Source organism: Mixta sp. Marseille-Q2659 (assembly GCF_940807255.1).
In the GTDB taxonomy this organism is placed as follows: Bacteria; Pseudomonadota; Gammaproteobacteria; order Enterobacterales; family Enterobacteriaceae; genus Mixta.
The window spans coordinates 30,962-52,884 of record NZ_CALNWY010000030.1 but is presented as its reverse complement, the minus strand read 5'-3'; the positions used below and the strand labels follow the sequence as shown (position 1 = coordinate 52,884).

The following is a 21,923-nucleotide window of genomic DNA, read 5'->3' as shown; positions in this document are numbered from 1 at the left end:
AGCGGCACCAGCCGTTTCTGGTGTAAAAAGCGTTGTGCCTGCTGCACCAGCGCCTGCTCTTCGTCGGGTTGCAGTGAAGCAAAGATCGGCACTGCCAGCGCCTGTTCCCAGGGAAGCGGAGCAGAAGAAACCTTTTCTTTCCAGGGCCATTTGATCATCGCAATACTCATTCAGCGAAACTTTATTAACGGCGTACCATGCCGCAGCCTGAAAATTCTCGCAACCGTTGAACGCGTTAAAGCGGCGCACCGTCACAGCCTGATTGATCAGACACGGCGAAATTCAATCACCCACACCCAGGGATTTACCTCCCAGCTGGTGCCGCCATACTGTTTTTCCCAGGCCTTGCGATAGGCTTCTTTCGGCGCGATGGACTCGCTGTTCATGGTAAAGAAGTGATTCAGAAAGTGTGAATCGGTTTGCACGCCTTCCGCCATCACGTCGTCATCGCTGATCGCCTGGATACGTTCCGCCCGTACGCCGGTAATCAGCAGATCGATTCGGCTGGCCCAGCGCGGCATATGAATGCCGGTCTGCCAGCCAAAGGTTTCGCTCTCTTCATCATGCAGCTGACCCAGCTCGCGGCTGTCGGCGCGGTATTGGCAATATTTTGCCTGGCGAAAGCTGCCCGGCGAACGTTCATAGGCTTCCAGTTCGGCCGCCGGCACGATCGGGCCGCGCCAGGTTTCGCGAACCCACAGCCGGTCACCTGGCTGCCCGTAAGGGCACTGGTAATTCAGGCTGGTCATGCTCATCATTTTTTTGCCGTGTAAATAATTACTCGTTACATCAACGGCATAACAACCTTCATGATTATCCTGTCCTGGGCCAAAGGGCTGAGACTTCATAATTCGCCGGGTTTGGGTTTGCTGACCAGCCAACAGGGCGCGCACACGTTGTTCAGAGAACAGTATTGGCTTTTCTTTCATATCTACCTCGTTCTTCTTCTTTTCTTAAGTACCCGGTAATGACTGTATCAAACAGGCAATAAGATAAATCCTAACATTACTCATGATAAAAGGGGCAATCATTTGCACAATTATTGATGAGAACATCTTATGAAACGGGCGTCTGTTTCCTGAAACGCCCGTGGTGCCATTTCTCATCAAAAAGCATTACCGATTATGGAAAATGATATTCGTGTCTCATTGATTTATTGTATATTTTTACAGGGTGTTAAGACCCCGTAAAGTCTTCAGACGCGTTTTTAGTTAATAAGTTTGACTTAAGGCATAACCGCTTCAATATGGCATAAGCTGGTCGGACTTGCAGTACGCTTGTTGTCTGATTTATCGGTCATTCATTAATATTTATGATATTTAGAGATTTATCTGGATGAAAAGAGAGAAACTGCCTGTTGCATTTGTGTTGTAGTTTTGTTTGCAGGCGCTATAACTTGATAGAGATCCCACTTTTAAAAAAGTGCTTTCATAAATTGCAGCGGTGATGCACATCATCCGGCTGTCATATAACGACGGTATATCCGCAGAAGGAGCGATGACTCCTGTCCCGCACACGGCCCTGCCATTTAAGCGTGCTAATAATAAAAAGGAGAAGACGATGTCCCTGACTCTCTGGCAATCCCGTTTCGAAAACTGGCTACATGCCACCTGGCCACAAGATGATAAGGCGCATGACATCGCGCATCTGCGACGCGTCTGGCAAAGTGCGCAGCGCATTATGCAGGGCACCGAGGCCGATCCGCTGGTGGTGATGACCGCCTGCTATTTCCATGATGTAGTGAACTTGCCAAAAAACCATCCGCAGCGGCATCTTGCGTCCAGCAAGGCAGCGGTAGAAACGCGGCGAATTTTAAGCGAGGAGTTTCCTGATTTTCCACTGGGACTGCATGATGCCGTCGCGCATGCGGTTCAGGCGCACAGCTTTAGCGCAGGCATTAAGCCGGAAACGCTGGAAGCACGCATCGTACAGGATGCGGATCGGCTGGAATCGCTCGGTGCGATTGGGCTGGCGCGGGTGTTTTATACTTCCGGCGCGCTGGGCAGGGCACTATTTGACAGCGAAGATCCGTTGGGCCGCGATCGGCAGCTTGATGACACCAGCTGGACGCTGGATCATTTTCAGAAAAAACTGCTGCGCCTGCCCGATACCATGCAGACCGCTGAAGGGAAACGGCTGGCTCGTCATAACGTCGCTTTTTTGGTGACCTATATGGCAAAGCTCTGTGCCGAGCTGCAGGGCGATCTCGTCTCGCTGGATGAATCAGTACTGCGTGATTTCACGCCTGCATTGGGTGAATATTAAATTTTTGTGACAGTATGTTAAAACTCGTTCCTTTCCGCTACGTTGAGCCAAACAATCAGGAGGAACGGTATGACTGACACGGTTAGCTTAACGATTAAAATTGATCCTAATTTAAAGGAAACCTTAAAAACGCTGGCGCTGGAAAACCAGCTCTCGCTGAGCCAGGAAGTAAGCCAGCGCCTGCAGGCCAGCCTGTTTGCCCAGTCGCAGCCCGCCATCGACAGCCAGGATACCCAGGAAACAGAAAGCCAGGAAGAGGAAGCGCCGCAGCTGACCAGCAGCGAACTGAAGCAAATTCGTTCGCTGCTGAAGAAAAGTAAAAAGAAAAAATAATCTACAGGCTAAACTGGCGCACGCTGTGTGAAAGGCGCTGCGCCTGTTGAATAAGAATTTGTGAGGCGCTGGCGCTCTGCTGAGACAGCGCTTCATTATCTCCTACCTGCTGCGCCATCCGTGAAATTTCCGCCGCCAGCTTACTTACCCGCTGGCTTTGCGCCGTCGCGTTCTGTTCCAGCTCCGCCAGCAATACCACCACGCCGGAAACCTCTTTACGGATTTCATCATACAGTGCCTCCAGCGCCTGTACGCGTTCTGAACCGGTAGCAATATGTTGATGCGTATGCTGAATACGACGATCGATCTCGCGCGTGGAGTGACTGCTTTGATTCGACAGCAGCCCAATTTCTTTAGCCACAATAGAAAACCCGCGCCCGTAAGCGCCAGCGTGCGCCGATTCAATGGCTGCATTCAGCGCCAGCATACGCGTCTGTAGCGATAAGCCTTCCAGCAGGCTGACAATGCCCGCAATTTCGCCCGACGCCAGCACAATATCGCGCATATGCGTATCCACCTGGCTGACCATGGCGCCGCAGCGCTGCGTCAGCGCATCGGTTTGCTGAACCTGGCGCGTTGCATGCTGGGTAAAGCGGCTGCTGCTTTCCACTTCCTCGGCCATGCGCGACAGCCGGGCTGAAATCTGGATGAAGGCGCTGGTCTGCTCCTGATTACTCAAATTGAGTGTATCGCTGTGCCGGACAATGCCCTCGGCGCTCTGCATAACCGCGTCGGCAATGGCGTTAATTTCGCTGACAATATGCTGCAGGCCCTGCTGCATTTGCCGCATCGCCTGCCACAGTCGCTGCATTTCCTGAGAGTGGCGACCGACCTGAGAGAGCGGCTGAGTCAGATTGCCCGTTGCGATATGTTTTAGCTCAACCGCCGCCTGTTTCAGCGGCTGTAATACGCCGCGCAGCAGCAGCCGTCCGGCGACCATCAGCATCAACAGCAGCAATAAAGAAAAGCCTAACAGCAGATTGCGGCTTTCGGTTAAGGAGTGCAGCGTCGCCTGACTGGTGGCGTCCGCCTGCCGGTCAGCCTGCATCCGCGCGCTGCGCCAGGCATCGTTAAACTGCTGCTGAAAAGCTTCCATCGGCACCATAAAGAATCCGTCGATGCGGTTATCGTGCAGGCTTTTTAGCTGCTCCTGTAAGCCTTCCGCCAGCTGGGTAAAACTTTGCGCCAGCGGATCGTCGGCAGGCGCGCCGTAGCGGGAGAAGGCGGTCTGCGCCTGTTTCAGCGCCTCGGCGGCGCTGGCCGCCAGCGGCTGCCAGCTATCAACCGAACCGGTTTCTTTATCCTGCATAAACCAGATCCCGGCGCGATGGCTGTTATCGCTGGCGGTCAGCAGCGCAACGCGTGCGTTTTCCAGTCGCGCTTGACGTTCATGCAGCTGTTGCGAGGCGGCGACCGTGCCGTACGTATGGCTGACCGAAAGCGTAAGCATCCATACGCTGGCGCATTGCAGCAGGCAAAATAAAACCAGAAATAACCAGAAAGCGCCGCTCAGACTAAATAAAAAGGCGGGCAGATGAAGGCGAGGGCGCCTCAGGCGCAGCGGAAGCACTGAAAGTAACGACATAATCCTTTCCGTAAAAATAAAAAGGATTATTGGCGCGACTGATGTCAATTTTGTGACAGTCGCCGCGCCTGATGCGGTTTCGGTAGTTTTCGCGGTATTAAGACAAATCTCAGGAGAAGTCGGCGGCGTTAGCTCTCCTCGTCACCGTAGTATAAAACGCCCAGCTTGATTAACGGACGGCCCTGGGATTTACGGTGTAAATTGCTGTCGCGCAGGGAGTAGACGCAACCGCAATATTCCTGCTGATAAAAGCGTTCGCGTTTGCTGATTTCGATCATACGTGCGGAACCGCCTTTTTTTCGCCAGTTGTAGTCCCAGTAGCGCATTCCCGGATAAGGCGCCGCCGCGCGCTGGCCGCAGTCATTGATTTGCTGCATATTTTTCCAGCGGGAAATGCCCAGCGAACTGGAAATCACCTGAAAGCCATGCTCCCAGGCATAGAGCGCGGTGCGCTCAAAACGCATATCGAAGCACATGGTACAGCGCACGCCGCGCTCCGGCTCCCATTCCATACCTTTGGCGCGTTCGAACCAGTTATCGGTGTCGTAATCCGCATCAATAAAAGGAACGTTATGCTTCTCCGCAAAGCGGATATTCTCCTCTTTGCGCAGCAGATACTCTTTTTGCGGATGAATATTCGGGTTGTAAAAGAAAATAGTGTAATCGATGCCGGAAGCGTGCAGCGCTTCCATCACTTCACCGGAGCAGGGGGCGCAGCAGGAATGCAGCAGAAGCTTATCGGCGCCGTCAGGCAGCTGTAGCCTGGGACGTTCAGTTTCGCTCATGGTCGCTCTCCTGAAAGTTAAAAACGGTCAGTGTAGGCGGCGCGCGCTGGCTTGTCATCCCGCTCAGAGGAGAAATCCAGCGCGCTAATCCATAGAGCGCTGGGTCAAACAGGTGATACACTTGCGCCACTTTTCCCAAAACAGCATAGTTATGAGCGAATTTGACGAAGTGGTGCTTCAGCTGGCTCAGCAGGCGCAGGCCGATGAACAGCAGAAGCGGGTGGAGGATAGCCAGCTGCTGGAGCAGGTGCTGGCCGTTTACGATCGAAAAACCGTGGCGGCCTGTTTGCGGCAGCTCAACCAGCATGAATGGACGCGTGAATCGCTCAGCCGCTGGCTCACGGGCAAGGGCAGCCAGCGCGCGCTAACGGCCGCAGAAACGGCGCTGCTGCGCCAGATGCTCCCTGCGCCGCCCGCGCATCATCCCAACTATGCGTTTCGCTTTATCGATCTTTTTGCCGGTATCGGCGGCATTCGCAGCGGTTTTGAAGCGATCGGCGGCCAGTGCGTTTTTACCAGCGAGTGGAATAAACACGCGGTACGTACCTACAAAGCCAACTGGTATTGCGATGAAAAACAGCATCGCTTCAATCAGGATATTCGTGACGTCACGCTCAGCCAGCGAGCCGATATAGACGAGCAGACCGCCTGGCAACATATCAACGCACAGATCCCCGATCATGATGTGCTGCTGGCGGGTTTTCCCTGTCAGCCATTTTCGCTGGCAGGCGTGTCTAAGAAAAATGCGCTGGGACGTGCGCACGGTTTCGCCTGTGAAGCGCAGGGCACGCTGTTTTTTGACGTCGCGCGCATTATCGCCGCCAAAAAACCGGCGATTTTCGTGCTGGAAAATGTGAAGAACCTGAAAAGCCACGATAAGGGCAATACCTTCCGCATTATCATGCAGACGCTGGATGAGCTGGGCTATGAGGTTGCTGATGCCGATGCACCGTCGGGCGCCGATCCAAAGATTATCGATGGTCAGCATTTTCTGCCGCAGCACCGCGAACGTATTGTGCTGGTCGGTTTTCGCCGCGAGCTGGGGCTTAAGCCGGGCTTTACGCTGCGTGATATATCCCGCTTCTGGCCGCAGCAGCGCCGCACGCTGGCGGAATTGCTGGAGCCGCAGGTGGATGAAAAATATATCCTGACGCCGACGCTGTGGAAGTATCTCTATAACTATGCGCGCAAACATCAGGCGAAGGGCAACGGCTTCGGTTACGGGCTATTCGATCCCGCCAGCACGCGGGGCGTGGTGCGGACACTTTCGGCGCGCTACTACAAAGACGGTTCGGAAATCCTGATCGATCGCGGCTGGGATCGCGCGCTGGGCGAGGCGGATTTCGATCACCCGGAAAACCAGTTGCGCCGTCCGCGCCGCCTGACGCCGCGTGAATGCGCGCGTCTGATGGGCTTTGAAACGCCGGAAGGGAAAAAATTTCGTATTCCGGTGTCCGATACCCAGGCCTATCGTCAGTTTGGCAACTCGGTCATCGTGCCGGTATTCGCGGCGGTGGCGAAGCTGCTTGAGCCGTGGATTGCCGAGGCGGTGAAGAAACGCTGATGAGGGCGGAAGCGCGCTTTTCGCCTTAACGCCGCTTACGCGTCGCGCCTGCGGCCTGTTTACCTGGACGGCAACTTTTATTGCATTTAGCCAGCGCGCTACTCCACTGTTCGCCTGCAGTTTGCCGGTTTTCACCATCGGCACTTACACTGTTAACAGGTCACAAGGAGAAAAAATATGGCTGATGTGCATTCTGCCGCTGTGCGTAGCAAGAATATGCGCGCAATTCGCACGCGTGATACTGCCATTGAACAGCGACTGGGCAACCTGCTGACGGATCGCGGTTTTCACTTTCGGGTACAGGATAAAAATCTGGCGGGCAGGCCCGACTTTGTGCTGGACGAGCAGCGGGCGATTATTTTCGTGCATGGCTGTTTCTGGCATCACCATGACTGCTACCTGTTTAAAGTACCGGCGACCCGCACCGCGTTCTGGATGGGAAAAATCGGCAGCAACGTAGAGCGTGACTGCCGCCATATCCAGCAACTCACACAGCAACAGTGGAAGGTGCTGGTGGTTTGGGAGTGCGCGCTGCGCGGAAAACTTAAGCTGGATGATGAAGCGGTTATCTCGCGTCTTGAGGAGTGGATCCTTGCCAGCGACAGCAACGCGGCGATCGATCATCAGGGCATCCATCCGCTTACGCTGCCAACCGCCTGAAACGGCTTCCCGCCCGTTAGCAGGCGGGGCGAAATATTTACGCTTTGGCGCGTCAGCCTCAATGCTGACGTTTTCCTCACGCGCCGGGAACAGCGTTTTGCCCAGCGTCACCAGCACCACGGCGAAAATAATAATCGCCAGTGCCAGCCATTCTATTGGAGAAAGCGACTCGCCGCCGAAAGAGGTGCCGAGCAGCACCGCCACCACCGGATTGACATAGGCGTAGCTGGTGGCGACCGCAGGCGTAACGTTGCGGATAAGATACATATAGGCGTTAATCGCAATAATCGATCCGAACAGCATTAAATAGCCCAGCGCTAAAAAGCCCTGTAAATCAGGTATGGCGGTCAGCCGCTCTCCGCTAAACAGGCTGGCCAGCAGCAGCACGACGCCCGCCACCAGCATTTCAACTGCGCCCGCCATCGCGCCCTGCGGCAGGGTAATGCGCGATCCTAACACCGAACCAAATGCCCAGCTCAGCGCGGCAATCAGCACCAGAACGGCCCCCAGCGGATTGCCCGCCAGGTGGCCGCCGCTGTTTAGCAGCACGATGCCGCACAGCCCGACCAGAATACCCAGCCATTCGATTTTACGGGTGCGAATGCCAAACAGACGGCTGAAACACATGGCAAACAGCGGTACCGTCGCCACCATCACCGCCGCCAGGCCGGAGGGCACCTGCTGATGTTCGGCAAGCGTCACCAGCCCGTTACCGATAGCCAACAGCAAAATGCCAATCAGACAGGCGTTAATCACCGCCCGACGCCCAGGCAGCGGCTGGCCGCGCCAGATCAGCACGGCAAACAGAATTAAACCCGCGAGTAGAAAGCGCAGGCCAGCCATCATCAGCGGCGGCCAGCTTTCGACACCAAGACGAATCGCAAAATAGGTAGATCCCCAAACGATATACAGCACAAACAGGGCAAGAATTAAGGGCAGCGGCGAAGCGGCGGAGCGGGACATTTTTTCCATCCGGTTGTAACAGAAGGCGTTTAATCTGCCATGAAGCCCACAAAATTACCTGCTTTTTTAGTAAATCGTTATCAGCCTGTAACGTGAGCTGGCGCAAAGTTTGCTAATTCAGGCCATAATTGGTTAGATCGCTGTTTTAGCCTCATCGGTCCAGGAGGACAGCATGTCCAGCATAAAGCTTACGGTACGGCGACTTTACCAGCTCCAGGGCGAGCGCATGGTTAATACGCGGGCAACGGCGCGGGTTTACGTGGGAGAAACCCTGGTGGCGACGGAAGAGATCACCGGCATGACGGAAAGTTCGGTCAGTAAGTATTTGCATCATCACGTCGGCGACGGGCCGGTTCGTGTTGAGTGGGACTGTGAGGGCATTGCAGATATGACGGTCAGCGAGATACAGGTTTGCCCCTGTTGTCAGCATGATGAACTGTAAAAAAAGGAATCTAACTTGGCTGGAAGTAGCTTACTGACACTGCTTGATGATATTGCCACTTTACTGGATGACATTTCAGTAATGGGAAAAGTGGCGGCAAAGAAAACGGCTGGCGTGCTGGGCGATGATTTATCGCTGAACGCGCAGCAGGTGAGCGGCGTAAAGGCGAACCGCGAACTGCCGGTGGTATGGGGCGTCGCCAAAGGCTCGTTTCTTAATAAACTGATTCTGGTGCCGCTGGCGCTGGTTATCAGTGCTTTTGCGCCCTGGGCGATTACGCCGCTGTTAATGATCGGCGGCGCCTACCTCTGCTATGAAGGGGTGGAGAAGGTGATGCACAGCCTGCATCATGATAAGAATGCGGAAACGCCGCAGGCGCGTCAGGCGCGGCTGAAAAAGCTGGTGGAGCAGGATCCGGTCGGCTACGAAAAAAAGAAAATCAAAGGCGCGGTGCGTACTGATTTTATTCTGTCAGCGGAAATTGTCGCCATCACCTTGGGGATTGTTTCTGAAGCGCCGTTGTTAAACCAGGTATTGATCCTGGCGGGCATCGCGATTCTGGTGACCATCGGCGTGTATGGTATCGTTGCCGCTATCGTTAAGCTGGACGACCTCGGTTACTGGCTGAATGAAAAGTCATCGGCAATCGCCCGTGGCCTCGGCAAAATGCTGCTGGTGATGGCGCCCTGGCTGATGAAAATATTGTCGGTGGTCGGCACGCTGGCGATGTTTTTAGTGGGCGGCGGTATCGTGGTACACGGCATTCCGCTGCTGCATCACGCCATTACCCATTACAGTAAAGGTTTTCATGGCGTTATTGCGACGCTGCTGGAAAACGGGGCCAACCTGGTTATCGGCTTTATCATTGGGTCGATCGTGCTGTTGGCGGTAAATCTGATTGCGAAGCTGCGCGCTTAAGGTATAAAGGGCGGCGAAATTAGCTAACGGGAGCATGCCATGAACGACGATATGTTTGAATTTGACATTGATGCACAGCTGGAAGAGGCGCAGGCCAACGCTGAGAAGAAAGCCAGCGAGGTTCCTGCTGAGCTGAATGATGAAGCAGATTGCGAAGGCTGCAAAATCTAATCGTCAGCATTCTGCTGGATGACGCGCGGCGGAACGGCTTCCGTCGCGCTATTCAGCCGCTTCTGTCATCATTATCCAACGGACGCCGCGTCCGTTTTTTTACGCCTGTTTCCCCTCAAACGCTGATTTAACTTTTACGCGCTTTGTTTATTTTCCTTATTTTTCACTGGTTGCCAGCGGCTGACGCTGATTTTCTCACTGGCTTGCAGGAAATTTCTGAACGTGCCTGCTATACATAATGGGTGCTTTTTCACCTAACTATGGAGGCCGCATTATGTTTATCAGCGTCAGTGATGAAGTGAAGCATAAAGAGGATGGTCAAACGATGATTGTCACCGGCATTGCCAGCGGTATGGTGGAATGTCGTTGGTACGACGGTTACAGCGTACGACGCGAAGCCTTTCGCGAAGATGAAATTATGCCCACGCAGATCGCTCGCCAGCTCGCCAGCTAATCCCCTTATTCGATCCGTCAGTATTGACTGGCGGATCGGGATTTTGTACATTTGGTTCATTATTTTTCCATTTAGGCGTAATATTGCGCTAAAAGTGAACCAGGTGAACCATGTCAGAAGAAACTCTTCGTCACGCTTTCTCCGCACGGCTTATTGAAGCCTGCAATCGTAAAGGGCTGGAAGCGCACGGGCGCGGCGTGGCTCTCGCACGGGCGCTTTCGGTAACGCCGCGCGCCGTAAGCAAATGGCTTAATGGCGAAGCGCTGCCGCGCGACGGTAAAATTCAGGCGCTGGCCGACTATCTCGATGTCAGTCGGGAATGGCTTCAGCTTGGCAGCACGGCGCTGGATAATAACGTGCGTATGGTCGCGCAGGCGCCCGCCTGGAACAGCTACCCGCTGATCAGCTGGGTCAGCGCCGGTCTCTGGAGCGAAGCGGTCGAACCCTGGTCGCGTGCGGAAATCGATCGCTGGCCCGCGACCACGCGCCACGTCAGTGAAAACAGCTTCTGGCTGGAAGTGAAAGGGGATTCCATGACCTCGCCGGTTGGCCTGAGCATTCCGGAAGGGATGATGATTTTAGTCGATCCTGACCTTCCCGCTACGTCAGGGAAACTGGTGGTTGCTCGCCTGGTAGATGCCAACGAAGCGACCTTTAAGCGCTATATCGAAGATGGCGGACGCAAATACCTTAAGCCCTTGAATCCTGAATATAAAATGCAGGAAATTCACGATGACTGTCGTATTATCGGCGTGGTTGTCGAGGCAAAATGGGAAAATTTAGCTTAAGCGATTCCGTTAACAATGTGAACTAATTGTGCTTGTTATCAATGTACTTTTAGTTCATTATCATTCTATCCTTTTATCTCAGGAGAAGAGAGATGGATATGATAATGAACAGCGTATTGCTGGTGTTGGGTGTGGTAAAAGGTTGTATTACTCAACTGACGTTACAGGAGTGGGGCTACCTGCTTGGCGTAGCTTTTACCGTACTGCGCGGAATCGCAATCTGGCATGATAATCGTATTGAACAGCGGCGGCGTACCGCCATTTTTGAGCGTTATGCCAGCTAGCTGGCGAAGCGAGGCGTGCGTCAGGCCTGGAAGAAACTGCGTCACCTGGAAACCAGTCCACCGAAACGGCCAAAAAAGTAATCGCGTCGTCTGTCAGGCCAGCCTCTGGTCTGCCGCGACGGCAGTTTTTCTGGCTACACTGCTAAGAGACGTTTTACATCGGGAGTTCAGGCGTGATCATTAATCCGTTGCTTCGCCGCCTGAGATCGGAACGGCATCCGCACACTATTGTTCATCTCTGCTTTATTGCCGTGCTGCTTTTTTCTACCGTTTTGACCTAGCGTGAGGCGCTAATCCTTAAAGAAACCTATGAAACCGATCGGCAACTGGACCTCTCTGCTGCGGTCGTCGGACTTGAGCGACAGTTTCAGTACAGCCTCGATAGCCTGCTGTTCTATCGCAATATGCTGCAGTATGCGCTGGCGAATCCGCTTGATTCGGATAACAGCCGTAATGCTATTCAACTGTTCAACCAGCTGCGTCAGCAGCCTGCCTGGAGCCTGAATGCCAATACCCAGCGCAATATGCCGCTCAGCGGCGTATCGGATGCCTGGGTGCAGGCGCATCCGCCGCTCGACCGCAGCAACTGGCCGCGCATGCAGAAAGAGATCCGCGCCGCGCTGGAGTTCAGCTTTATTTTGCAGTTTAACGAGCCGCAAAAGGATTTCGAACAACGGCTCTGGTATATCTCACGCGCTGGTTATTTTGTCAGTTCGCTGCCTCCCGCCAATAAACAACAGACGCTGGATAGCTATCGTACCCTGCTGCAGCGCGGTTATTTTACCCATATGGCGCCAGAAGCTAATCCGCATCGACGGCTGCGCTGGACGGCCACTTATGACGGCATTCTGAATGAAGGTTCGATGGTGACCGTCAGCGTGCCGGTCGATAGCGAAGGCTACTGGTATGGCGTACTGGCGATGGATTTTACCAGCGATCGTATTCACGCCCATCTGCAACAGGCGATGCCGCATCAGGGCAGTATTATGCTGCTCGATCACGCCATGCATACGCTGGCGGTGTCCACCAATTCGTCGCGACAGGAGAACAGCAGCCTGAGCGCGGATGAGATGCGCCAGCTAAAAACGCTGATTAAGGAAAAACCGATTGGACAGCTGCGCGTCGGCAGCCGCTTCATTAGCTGGACGCGAATGAACGACTTTGATGGCGTGATGCTCAGCATTCAAACCCTGAAAGAGGGACTACAGGGTGAAACGGGGCGCGTTGCGATTATTCTGCTGCTGACCTGGCTGGTGTTTACACTGCTGCTGCTGCTCGCCTGGCTGACTATCTATCGTTTAATTGATCGCCTGTTAACGCTGCAGCGCTCGCTCTATCAGCGGGCAAACTACGATCCGCTGACGCAATTACTTAACCGTGGCGCGTTTTTTGAGCGGGCGCGTGCGCTGATTGTCCTCTGCCGCCGCTATCAGCATCCTGTGACGCTGATTCGGCTGGATGTCGATTATTTTAAAGGCGTTAACGATACCTGGGGACACCATGCTGGCGATCTGGCGCTGGCGCACGTTGCCGGATTGATTAAGCGACAACTGCGCGAAAGCGATCTTTGCGGGCGCATCGGCGGCGAGGAGTTTTGCCTGCTGCTGCCGGAAACGCGGCTGGAAGAGGCGGTGCAGGTGGCGGAACGTATTCGGCACCAACTGGCGGCGGAAGCGTTGGCAATTAGCGCTGAGCAACAGATTCTGCTCAGTGCCTCGCTGGGCCTGGCCAGCAGCGAAGAGCAGGGCTGTTATCAGATAGAACACCTGCAAACCATCGCTGACCGCAGGCTCTATCTGGCCAAGCAGAACGGACGTAACCAGGTCTGCTGGCAGGATTAAATCGGGCAGGGCGGTAAACCGCGCCTGCCGTCAGGGTTAAACGTGGCCTTCGTTATCTTCTTCCACCGCCTGGTAGATACGTTGCAAAATATCCGGGAAGGCAGACTGCACGCGGCTCCAGCTGGGAATAAACGGCTTATCGTTAGGCCGTTCCATAAAGGCCTGGCCTGCGTCGAGGATCGCCTGGGTAAACATCTCAACCGCCGCCTCTTCGCTGTGCTGATCGAAGCGCAGACCGTTCATGGTGGCCTCATGGCTGTAAATTTCCATCATATCCAGCGCATTACGATAGTAGGTGGCCTTCAGCACCCGGAACGAATCGCTGGTAAGGCTGACGCCCATTGTCGCCAGCTTACGCAACAGCGACTGCACAATATCGTTGCTCATGCGGCGCAGGCCGCCGGTGCCGTCCTCCTCCGAGAGCGGCTGATGTTTGTGATCGTAATTATGCGCGATCTCCACCTGGCAGCTCTGGCGCGTGGTGTAATTACGATAGATCTCCGACAGTACGCCGATTTCCAGCCCCCAGTCGCCCGGGATTTTAATATTGTTCAGCACGTGCGTCCGCATCGCGAATTCGCCGGAAAGGGGATAGCGGAAGCTGCTGAGATACTCAAGGTATTCGGAATGCCCATAAACCTGCTGTAGCGATCGCAGCAGTGGCCCCACCAGCAGGCGGCCCACGCGTCCGTTAAGCTTGTTATCCGCTACGCGCGCATAAAAGCCTTTACAGAACTCATACTGAAATGAGGGATTGGCCAGCGGATAGAGCAGGCGCGCCAGCATACCGCGTTCATAGGTGACAATATCGCAGTCGTGCAGCGCGACACAGGTGCTGCGATCGGAGGCCAGCGTATAACCGGTGCAGAACCAGACATTGCGCCCTTTACCCGGCTCGGTAGGCGACAGGCCCTCTTTATCCAGCTCGGCGTCCAGCGCTTTCAGACGCGGGCCATCGTTCCACAGAATGCGATGGCGCTGGGGCAGGCGTGAAAAAAACTCGCGGGCGAACAGAAACTGATCGCGATCGGCGCGATCGAGGCCGATGACGATCTCCTCCAGATAGGGCACTTTTGCCAGCTCATCGACAATATGGTTCAGAGCTGGCCCTTCCAGCTCAGAAAACAGCGAAGGCAGAATCAAGCCCATTTTGCGTTTACGCGCAAACTGAACCATCTCTTTTTCCAGCGCCTCCGTCGGACGCCCGGTCAGATTATGGAAATTGGTGATAACGCCGTTCTGGAAAAAATCACTCATATCTGGCTCCCCATAAGCAATCGGGCAAGAGTGCCGCGATTGGGTTATTCCTGCGCAATAAAATAGTCGAGGCCTTCGCTCCAGCCTGCCGGACCATATTCCATGGTTTGATAGACGTGCCGCTCATCGCGCCGCGTTAGCTCAACCGGATACTTGCTGTAGCCTTTGATCACCACGGCGTAATCGACGCTGTCCAGCATCGGCGCATCGTTTGGGCCGTCACCAAGCCCTACGGTAATGAAGCGTTTTCCGCCGTTGGTGGTCATATTTTGCAGTAGCCAGCGCAGCGCTTCGCCCTTGCCGCTACCTTTCGGCATTACATGCCAGAAGCGCCCGCCCTGTACCAGCATCAGCGATTGCTGCTCCAGTTGTTGTCGGAACAGCGCAAACTGCTCCTCGGTATCGCGCCAGACCAGCGCCTCCGAGGCTTCACGCATACGCGCCATTGCCGCATCAGCCGGCGGCAGGCCGGTAATATTTACCAGTTCCTTCTCCGTAAAATCAGCAAAGCCGGTGAAGCGAAACTGATACTGCTGTTTTAGCTGCTGCAGAGTATGGCAAATTTCGGCGTAATTTTTTCCGGCGTGATGGCGCACCATCTCGCCCTGGGCATCATCGATCTGCACCAGCGCGCCGTTTTCCGCAATAAAAGGCGCGCCAGGAAAGCCCAGCTGTTGCTGTAAAGGAATCACCTCCGCCGCCGTTTTACTGGTGCAAATTACCAGCGGGATATGCTGGTCGCGCAGTTGGGTAAGCCAGCGCTCTGCGGGCTGCCAGCTATAGGTATGATGGTCTAACAGAGAACCATCCAGGTCGGTGACAATCACTAACGGGTCGTGCAGATGCGGCATGCAAAAATCCTCATAAGAACGGAGGTCCGCTCCGATAAATGCTGATGCCTAAGTATAACGAGAGATGTTAATTATGACGGGAGATTGCTGTAAAAGGCGCAGGCGTGGATTGATCAGATTATTCTGAAAAAATAACCATTCTGAAGCGGGTTAAACGGGGATAAAACCGTGCCAGGTTAATGTTAAACCAGTAATTTAGGTTAACCAGCGCGACGGGCTGTATAAAAGATAATCGGGTTTATTTCGAAATGAGATTTTTCTTAACCTTAAATTAACGTACTCTGCGGGCGTTAGGGAATTTCCTGGTGTAACGAATTTCATTGACGACTCTGTCATCCCGGCCTGATCAGGTCGGGATTTTTTTGCCGTTTTAACGATTCATTTCGTTCACTGAGCAATCATGAATATCCAGTTCAAACGCCTCCGCCAGCTCCTGACCACGCTCCCGGCGCTGCGCTTCCCATTCGTCATCAACGTCCATTTTATCAAACAGCGCGTTATCGGGGCGGACTGAACGCTCAGAGATTGGGGGGTTGCCATGACTATTCTGGTTCATCATCGTCTCCGAAAAGCAGGCGGCCGCCTAAGTATAGGTGAAATGCGGCAACGTAAAGCCATCGGGATCGCAAAGCGGAAAAAAACAAAAAAAAGGCCCGCGCTGCGCGGGCAAAATCCTTGTTACTTTTAGGTTGACTGCGCCTATGGGGTTGGTGCAGTGGAAACAGTGTAGATAATCCCACTGTCAAAAGTCTCGCCATGAAACGTTAAGAAAATGAAAATTTCCCCGTCAGCAATCTACTTTTAGCCAACCTTATGCAGACACATTCACTAACTTTACCCAAGCTGACAGGCGCTAAATAACACTTCTGCTACACTTAACCGCTGGAAAAATGAAGAAAATAGGAGAGGTTATGGATTTATTGCGCATCATTATTGCCATTTTGCTACCGCCGCTGGGTGTATTTTTACAGGTGGGTTTTGGCGGCGCATTCTGGCTAAACATTCTGCTTACGCTGCTGGGCTATATTCCCGGTATTATTCATGCGGTCTGGGTTATTGCGCGTCGTTAATTCGCCGTTTATGCTCCGCTCTTATAGTAACGGCCTGATTAAGAGAGCATAAAAGATGAAAGTAAACGATCGCGTCACGGTAAAAACCGATGGCGGCCCGCGTCGGCCAGGCACTATTCTGGCGGTCGAGGATTTTAATGAAGGCACCATGTATCTGGTGGCGCTGGAAGATTATCCGCTGGGCATCTGGTTTTTTAATGAAACCGGCCATCAAGACGGCATCTTTGTTGAGCCGAGCGCGGACAACAAATAAAAAAAGCCCACCTCCGAAAAGGTGGGCTTTTTTATTGTCAGGCGTAATCCCTTCTCAATACGTTAAAAGGTTTCCCAGTTATCCGTTCCGGCCAGCGCCGGGCGCGGTTTTTCCACAGCCGGTGTTCTAGGTGGCGTCAGCGCTTTGGCAGGGGAGGCGCTCTCCTGCTGCGACAAGCGGAACGCGGCGACCGCCTGCGTCAGGCGTGCGGCCTGTTCTTCCAGCGAGGCGGCGGCGGAGGACGCTTCTTCCACCAGCGCGGCGTTTTGCTGCGTGACGTTATCCATCTCCGTAACGGCCTGGCTTACCTGCTGAATACCGCGGCTCTGCTCATCGGAAGCGGCGGCAATTTCCGCCATAATATCGGTTACGCGGCGTACCGCATCAACAATATCAGTCATGGTGGAACCAGCGTGGGTGACTTGCGCCGAACCCTGGCCGATCAGCTGCACCGATTCGGAGATTAACCCTTCAATCTCTTTCGCTGCCTGGGCACTGCGCTGCGCCAGACTGCGCACTTCGCTGGCCACGACCGCAAAGCCGCGTCCCTGTTCACCGGCACGGGCTGCCTCAACCGCCGCGTTCAGCGCCAGAATATTGGTCTGGAAGGCGATACTGTTAATGACTGTTGTAATCTCGGCGATTTTTTTCGAGCTGCCGGAGATATTGTTCATGGTATGAATCACGCCGCTAACAATATCGCCGCCTTCGCGCGCCTTGCCGGAGGCATCAGCCGCCAGCTGGCTGGCATGATGCGCGTTATCGGCGTTCTGCTTCACCGTCGCGGTCAGCTCTTCCATACTGGCGGCGGTCTGCTCCAGCGCGGAAGCCTGCTGCTCGGTGCGGGAAGAGAGATCGGTATTGCCGGCGGTAATTTCACCGGAACCCTGATAGATCGCCACGGCGCCTTCGCGCACTACGCCGACGGTTTGCACTAAGGCCTGCTGCATTGCCTGCAGGTTAGCGCTCAGCACGCCAATTTCTCCGCGTCCCCAGTGACGAGACGGTGCGGTAAGATCGCCTGCGGCAATGCGCGCAATGCGCTCGCCCGCCTGATGCAGCGGATGGATCACCACCCGACGTAAAAAGATAAAGGTCATCAGCGTCAGCACCAGCGCCACGGCGAACGCTGCGCCCATAATAATAAAGCCGAGATGCAGCTGCGCCGTCGCCTGCTGATTGATCGCTTCGGCGCGGGCGGTACGGATCTTAATCGCCTTTAATAATACTTCGTTATAGCTGTCGTCCAGCTTGCGGGTCACATCGGTTTCCTGCGCGATCACGCCCTCAAAGCTTCCCTGTTTGGCCGATTTCACCATTGGAACCAGCCCCTGATTAAGGTAGGCGTTGAAACGTTCTTTTAAGGGCGCATCGAGTTCGCTGTCGGCGGCACTTTTATTTGGGCGATTAAGGTAGGTATCAAAATTCTGCTGTGCCTGGCCGAGACGCTTTTCTACCGCGCCCAGAATAGAACGAAACTCATCCATTTCACCGATACGGGCGGCGGCGGCGGCATGAATAACCAGCAGGCGGGCAGTGCGCAGATGGTTGGAGCTATTCGATAAGCCCATGCGGACCTGGATTTCTTGTGTTGCCTCATCCAGCGAGCCGTTGCTCTGTAGCAAAAACCAGCCGGAAAGGCCGATGCACAGGGCAAACAACACTAAGATACCGGCAAATATGGTGGTAAACATGGGAACCAGGCGCAGATGTTGCCAAAAGCTGACGCGATCCTGGGCCTCATCAGGGGAGGTGGTTTTCATATCCTTTTGCTCTCTATAGGTAGGGTTAGCGATAGCCGATCTGATATAAGCATCGGCATCCCTGGCAAAAGGCTTAGCGGGATAATTGAGAGGCGTGTCGCAAAAAACAAAACAATTATGGCCGACAAGGTCGGCCATAATCATTATCTTACATTGACATAGATACCGGACGTCACATTATCCGTCAGGCGTACCACATGATAAATCACCTGTTTATTATGGGTTTTAATTTTGCGTTTAATATTGCCTTTATGGGACGAAACCGTCTTGGCTTTTATTTGCATTTTGTCGGATATCTGAATGGTATCGTGCCCGGACATCCACATTTTTAACATATTTGATTCAGTCTGGCTGAGCGTCAATGGATTCGCGTCAATGCCAGAGGAGATGCGTGTGTTAGCGCTAGCTTTCTTCTGTAAATAGCTGCTTAATAATTTATCCAGCGTGGCGGATTTTACCGACTTTGATGTAATAATCAGGTTCTTACGAACGTAGAGATATTCCTCAAAGTGGATATTAGCGATCGCCATAAAGATAAAAAATAACGTATCGGGATGCTGCAAAATAATATTGCGGATACGTTCACTGGAATCAGCTTCATGAATGAAGCACTCTTCGTTAATAAAGACGACGCCAGGTTTTAACTGCTGGCACTTAATTTGTAGCTGCTCAATATCGTTAACGGATGAGATATTTTTCTTTTTAATCCCTTTTGTAGCCATGTAATCCATTAAACCCAGACGTGTGTAGCTGCATGAATCCATAATAATCGTTGGCATGATAGCGACCCTCACCAATTTGTTATCCGTTAAATCAACGATGAATACGCGTTTGCGGTACGGGAAAGATTTCTATTAACAATCTTGTAATTTTACTCAGCTGTGCTGAATTCGAAACGAAGCATTGCTGAGGTCATCTTTCTTCCTTGTAAATACAGCAGGTTTTTCGCAGGGCAGCATAAAAGACTGCCTTAAGCGCAGCAGAACGCGAGCGGCAACCTGTCGGGATGACAATTTGCCCAGGCTCAGCGTCAGACGCAACTTTTGAGAACGTTTCCACTATCGCGCACAACTCAGATAATCCTGATAGGACAAATCTTAAAATCATTTGTTTTGCGAATGTGTATTGAACTCGGGAGCGTTGACAATGCCGTAAAAATCCATTTTAGACAAGAAAAAACAGCAGAAAAATTTTCCTTTCGAAAACATTCATTTGCGAACTTGTCTCAGACCAGACCCAACAATAAATCCGTTGCGAAGTCCGTTTTAAAATACGCGATGCGGCATTTTATGCGAATAATTTTCATCGCCAAACGCAATTTATCAGATTTTCCTCAGTGAAATTCTGATAAAAATGGTTCGAAAAGTACGCAGAAACATTGTGGTCGCTTAAGTATTGCTTTAGTGCGGCTTAAGAAATGTTGGAGTTTAGTTTTGCGGCATTTCAGAAAGTATGTCAGAAAGTAAATCAAATACTTCGCTGAACAGATACTCGCAGAAGGGGGCAAGAAGCGGCATAAGTATACCGATTGTTAAAATTCCGATCGATAAGGTTACAGGGAACCCTATAGCGAAAACGGATAGCTGAGGTGCAACACGGTTTAACAAACCCAGGGCCAGGTTAATCGTGAGCAATAAAATGATTAGCGGCAGTGCAAGTCTCATGCCGTTCAGGAAGATTAAACCCCCCGCTTTGGCAAGCGTCAGGAATGCATTGGCATTAAGGGGGTCTCCGCCAATCGGTAATGTATGAAAACTGTCCGCCAGCAGCGAAATTAACCACAAATGTCCGTTGAAGGTTAAAAACAGCAGCATCGCCAGCATATCCAGGAAGCGGGCCAGCACCGGCATATTGAGTCGGCTGCCGGGATCAAAGAAGGTAGCAAAAGAGAGCCCCATCTGTAATCCGATCAGTTCGCCCGCCATCCGTACGGCAGCAAAAGCAAACTGCATCGTAAAACCTAACGCAATGCCGATCAGGATCTGCTGAATCAGCAGCCAGAAGCCGCCCACGGAAAAGAGCGTGACCGTTGTGGGTGGCAATTGCGGTGCCAGAATCCAGGTAATCATTACCGCCAGGCCGATTTTGACCTTTTTAGAGACAGAACGTTCACTGAAAATCGGAGCGGTACTGAACAATGCCAGCAAACGCACCAGCGGCCAGAAAAACTGACCGATCCAGAGCAGAAGTTGGTTGCTGTCCAGCGTTAACATAACGATCTCTCAGGAATGGCGCGAAGCAGGGCCAGCCTTGCGGCTAGCCAATCATATAAGGCAGGTTGCTGAACAGGGTGCGGATATAGTCCAGCAGCAGGTTCAGCATCCACGGCCCCGCCACCACGACGGTGGCGGCAACGGCCAGAATTTTGGGAATAAAAGAGAGGGTTTGTTCGTTCACCTGGGTTGCTGCCTGCAGCAGGCTGATAAACAGACCGCTTACCAGCGCGGCCAGCAACAGAGGGGCGGCCACCATCAGGGCGACTTTCATCGCGTCGTGGCCAAGGACCATTACCGATTCTGGGGACATGATTTGCTCCGGGTATCAGGAATAAAAGCTCTGCGCCAGCGATCCGACCAGCAGTTGCCAGCCGTCCACCAACACAAATAACATCAGCTTAAAGGGCAGGGCGATGGTTGCTGGCGGGACCATCATCATCCCCAACGCCATCAATACGCTGGCAATCACCAGATCGATAATCAAAAACGGAATAAATACGGTAAAGCCAATCTGAAAAGCGGTTTTCAGCTCGCTGGTCACATAGGCGGGCAGCAGAATGCGCATCGGCACCGCTTCCGGCCCGGCGATCGGCGCGGTATTTGCCAGACGGGCAAACAGCGCAAGATCGGCTTCGCGCGTCTGGCGCAACATAAATTCGCGCAGCGGCTGCGCGCCTTTATCCAGCGCCACATCCATTGAAATCTTGTCCTGACTGAACGGCAAATAGGCATCCTGATAAATCTTGTCGAACACCGGCGCCATGATAAAAAAGGTCAGGAACAGCGACAGCCCCAGCAGCACCTGGTTTGGCGGCGCGGAGGGCGTGCCCAGCGCGTTGCGCAGCAGGCCAAAGACGATAATGATGCGCGTAAAGCTGGTCATCATCAGCAAAATGGCCGGCAAAAAGGTCAGCGAGGTAATAAAACCAGCGTCTGCACCGGCAAAGACCAGCTCTGACCGCCGTTCGGCAGCGGTTGAGTGACCAGGCCGCAACTGAGCGTGTACCTCTGGCGTTAACAGCAGCAGCGGCAACAACGGAAGCAGACGACGAATCATTGGGGTTTTCCGGGACGTTTCACTAACGTCTGTAAAATCTGACGGAAGTCAGGTGCCGCCTGAGCGGGCGGCGCATCCTGTTGTTCGGGATCTTTCGGCGGCAGCGTATGCAGATGGGTAATCTGCTGCGCGGTCACGCCCAGCACCAGGCGGGCATCTTCCACATCGACAATCACCACGCGCTCGCGCTGGCCGACCTGCACGCTGGCGCTGATTTTCAGCGCCTGCGGGCCGCCCAGACGTTTTGGCGTAAAGCCGAGACGTTTCGCCAGCCAGGCGAAGGCCAGGATTAGCAGTACGATCCCGGCCAGCACGCTGCTGACCTGCGTCAGCGCCGAGCCGGTAGAGAAGGCGGGCTGCGCGGTGTGTTGTGATGTTGCCTGCTGGGTGCTGTTATTCATTA

24 protein-coding genes and 3 pseudogenes are annotated in these 21,923 nt (G+C 53.5%); 13 read left to right on the top strand and 14 right to left on the bottom strand.

All coding sequences use genetic code 11. From position 1 onward, the window contains the following. Together P3C52_RS17385 and P3C52_RS17380 are read right to left on the bottom strand one after the other, a co-directional pair. Window positions 1–158: pseudogene (locus P3C52_RS17385) on the bottom strand (DgsA anti-repressor MtfA); the annotation flags it as partial. A gap of 108 nt (window positions 159–266) precedes the next feature. Beyond that, window positions 267–929: a hypothetical protein gene (locus tag P3C52_RS17380; RefSeq protein ID WP_275556191.1), complete on the bottom strand. Its 663-nt coding sequence runs from the start codon at window positions 927–929 to the stop codon at window positions 267–269. 631 nt (window positions 930–1,560) lie between these two features. On the opposite strand from P3C52_RS17380, the gene P3C52_RS17375 reads away from it, so the two are divergent. Together P3C52_RS17375 and P3C52_RS17370 are read left to right on the top strand one after the other, a co-directional pair. Further along, complete coding sequence (locus P3C52_RS17375) at window positions 1,561–2,265, top strand: phosphohydrolase (RefSeq protein ID WP_275556190.1); 705 nt, start codon at window positions 1,561–1,563, stop codon at window positions 2,263–2,265. Between the two features lie 69 nt (window positions 2,266–2,334). Further along, window positions 2,335–2,598 (top strand): hypothetical protein, encoded by a 264-nt coding sequence (locus tag P3C52_RS17370; protein WP_275556189.1) that lies wholly within the window; start codon window positions 2,335–2,337, stop codon window positions 2,596–2,598. A 1-nt stretch (window position 2,599) separates the two neighbouring features. Here the strand turns inward: P3C52_RS17370 and P3C52_RS17365 are convergent, their stop codons facing one another. Then, window positions 2,600–4,183, bottom strand: a complete 1,584-nt coding sequence (locus tag P3C52_RS17365) for a methyl-accepting chemotaxis protein (protein ID WP_275556188.1) — start codon at window positions 4,181–4,183, stop codon at window positions 2,600–2,602. 128 nt (window positions 4,184–4,311) lie between these two features. Continuing rightward, complete coding sequence (locus P3C52_RS17360) at window positions 4,312–4,968, bottom strand: epoxyqueuosine reductase QueH (protein WP_275556187.1); 657 nt, start codon at window positions 4,966–4,968, stop codon at window positions 4,312–4,314. Between the two features lie 151 nt (window positions 4,969–5,119). Between P3C52_RS17360 and P3C52_RS17355 the strand changes: the two genes are divergently transcribed. Both P3C52_RS17355 and vsr read left to right on the top strand, forming a co-directional pair. Continuing rightward, window positions 5,120–6,532: a DNA cytosine methyltransferase gene (locus P3C52_RS17355; RefSeq protein ID WP_275556186.1), complete on the top strand. Its 1,413-nt coding sequence runs from the start codon at window positions 5,120–5,122 to the stop codon at window positions 6,530–6,532. Window positions 6,533–6,709: 177 nt separating this feature from the next. Beyond that, window positions 6,710–7,192, top strand: a complete 483-nt coding sequence (vsr, locus tag P3C52_RS17350) for a DNA mismatch endonuclease Vsr (protein WP_275556193.1) — start codon at window positions 6,710–6,712, stop codon at window positions 7,190–7,192. Between the two features lie 78 nt (window positions 7,193–7,270). Here vsr and yedA read toward each other — a convergent pair. Beyond that, a pseudogene (yedA, locus tag P3C52_RS17345) lies at window positions 7,271–8,155 on the bottom strand (drug/metabolite exporter YedA); the annotation flags it as partial. A 172-nt stretch (window positions 8,156–8,327) separates the two neighbouring features. Between yedA and P3C52_RS17340 the strand changes: the two are divergent. The 7 genes from P3C52_RS17340 to dgcQ all read left to right on the top strand — a co-directional run bounded on the left by P3C52_RS17340 (window position 8,328) and on the right by dgcQ (window position 13,053). Next, entirely contained in the window at window positions 8,328–8,597 is a 270-nt protein-coding gene (locus P3C52_RS17340; RefSeq protein ID WP_275556185.1) for a hypothetical protein, read from the top strand. A gap of 15 nt (window positions 8,598–8,612) precedes the next feature. After that, the gene (locus P3C52_RS17335; RefSeq protein WP_275556184.1) at window positions 8,613–9,515 is read left to right on the top strand and encodes a DUF808 domain-containing protein; all 903 of its coding nucleotides are present in this window, start codon (window positions 8,613–8,615) and stop codon (window positions 9,513–9,515) included. A 39-nt stretch (window positions 9,516–9,554) separates the two neighbouring features. Next, a complete protein-coding gene (locus P3C52_RS17330; RefSeq protein WP_275556183.1) occupies window positions 9,555–9,686 on the top strand; it encodes a hypothetical protein in 132 nt (43 codons plus the stop codon). A 274-nt stretch (window positions 9,687–9,960) separates the two neighbouring features. Next, complete coding sequence (locus P3C52_RS17325) at window positions 9,961–10,140, top strand: DUF2158 domain-containing protein (RefSeq protein WP_275556182.1); 180 nt, start codon at window positions 9,961–9,963, stop codon at window positions 10,138–10,140. A gap of 110 nt (window positions 10,141–10,250) precedes the next feature. Beyond that, window positions 10,251–10,928: a LexA family transcriptional regulator gene (locus P3C52_RS17320; protein ID WP_275556181.1), complete on the top strand. Its 678-nt coding sequence runs from the start codon at window positions 10,251–10,253 to the stop codon at window positions 10,926–10,928. Window positions 10,929–11,020: 92 nt separating this feature from the next. Continuing rightward, the gene (locus P3C52_RS17315; protein WP_275556180.1) at window positions 11,021–11,212 is read left to right on the top strand and encodes a hypothetical protein; all 192 of its coding nucleotides are present in this window, start codon (window positions 11,021–11,023) and stop codon (window positions 11,210–11,212) included. Window positions 11,213–11,505: 293 nt separating this feature from the next. After that, a complete protein-coding gene (gene dgcQ, locus P3C52_RS17310) occupies window positions 11,506–13,053 on the top strand; it encodes a cellulose biosynthesis regulator diguanylate cyclase DgcQ (RefSeq protein WP_275556192.1) in 1,548 nt (515 codons plus the stop codon). A gap of 36 nt (window positions 13,054–13,089) precedes the next feature. Here dgcQ and P3C52_RS17305 read toward each other — a convergent pair whose 3' ends face one another. From P3C52_RS17305 to P3C52_RS17295, 3 genes are all read right to left on the bottom strand, one after another. After that, the gene (locus P3C52_RS17305; RefSeq protein ID WP_275556179.1) at window positions 13,090–14,310 is read right to left on the bottom strand and encodes a glycosyl transferase; all 1,221 of its coding nucleotides are present in this window, start codon (window positions 14,308–14,310) and stop codon (window positions 13,090–13,092) included. Window positions 14,311–14,354: 44 nt separating this feature from the next. Then, window positions 14,355–15,161, bottom strand: coding sequence for a mannosyl-3-phosphoglycerate phosphatase-related protein (locus tag P3C52_RS17300; protein WP_275556178.1), 807 nt, complete (start codon window positions 15,159–15,161; stop codon window positions 14,355–14,357). Window positions 15,162–15,531: 370 nt separating this feature from the next. Beyond that, window positions 15,532–15,720: a DUF2525 domain-containing protein gene (locus tag P3C52_RS17295; protein WP_275556177.1), complete on the bottom strand. Its 189-nt coding sequence runs from the start codon at window positions 15,718–15,720 to the stop codon at window positions 15,532–15,534. 352 nt (window positions 15,721–16,072) lie between these two features. Between P3C52_RS17295 and P3C52_RS17290 the strand changes: the two genes are divergently transcribed. Both P3C52_RS17290 and dsrB read left to right on the top strand, forming a co-directional pair. Next, complete coding sequence (locus tag P3C52_RS17290) at window positions 16,073–16,231, top strand: YqaE/Pmp3 family membrane protein (RefSeq protein WP_038625380.1); 159 nt, start codon at window positions 16,073–16,075, stop codon at window positions 16,229–16,231. A gap of 55 nt (window positions 16,232–16,286) precedes the next feature. After that, complete coding sequence (gene dsrB / locus P3C52_RS17285; RefSeq protein ID WP_275556176.1) at window positions 16,287–16,484, top strand: protein DsrB; 198 nt, start codon at window positions 16,287–16,289, stop codon at window positions 16,482–16,484. Window positions 16,485–16,546: 62 nt separating this feature from the next. Here the strand turns inward: dsrB and P3C52_RS17280 are convergent, their stop codons facing one another. The 6 genes and pseudogenes from P3C52_RS17280 to fliO all read right to left on the bottom strand — a co-directional run bounded on the left by P3C52_RS17280 (window position 16,547) and on the right by fliO (window position 21,921). Then, window positions 16,547–18,247, bottom strand: a complete 1,701-nt coding sequence (locus P3C52_RS17280; RefSeq protein WP_275556175.1) for a methyl-accepting chemotaxis protein — start codon at window positions 18,245–18,247, stop codon at window positions 16,547–16,549. A gap of 143 nt (window positions 18,248–18,390) precedes the next feature. Then, entirely contained in the window at window positions 18,391–19,026 is a 636-nt protein-coding gene (rcsA, locus tag P3C52_RS17275) for a transcriptional regulator RcsA (protein WP_275556174.1), read from the bottom strand. A gap of 648 nt (window positions 19,027–19,674) precedes the next feature. After that, on the bottom strand, window positions 19,675–20,460 hold the full coding sequence (gene fliR, locus P3C52_RS17270; protein WP_275556173.1) for a flagellar biosynthetic protein FliR: 786 nt from the start codon (window positions 20,458–20,460) through the stop codon (window positions 19,675–19,677). Window positions 20,461–20,503: 43 nt separating this feature from the next. Continuing rightward, a complete protein-coding gene (gene fliQ / locus P3C52_RS17265) occupies window positions 20,504–20,773 on the bottom strand; it encodes a flagellar biosynthesis protein FliQ (protein WP_275556172.1) in 270 nt (89 codons plus the stop codon). A 15-nt stretch (window positions 20,774–20,788) separates the two neighbouring features. Next, window positions 20,789–21,517, bottom strand: a pseudogene (gene fliP, locus P3C52_RS17260) (flagellar type III secretion system pore protein FliP). Next, window positions 21,517–21,921 carry a flagellar biosynthetic protein FliO gene (gene fliO / locus P3C52_RS17255; RefSeq protein ID WP_275556171.1) on the bottom strand — a complete coding sequence of 135 codons (405 nt, stop codon included), beginning with the start codon at window positions 21,919–21,921 and terminating at the stop codon, window positions 21,517–21,519. Before fliO ends, fliP begins: the two are co-directional and overlap by 1 nt. Window positions 21,922–21,923: the final 2 nt, after the last annotated feature.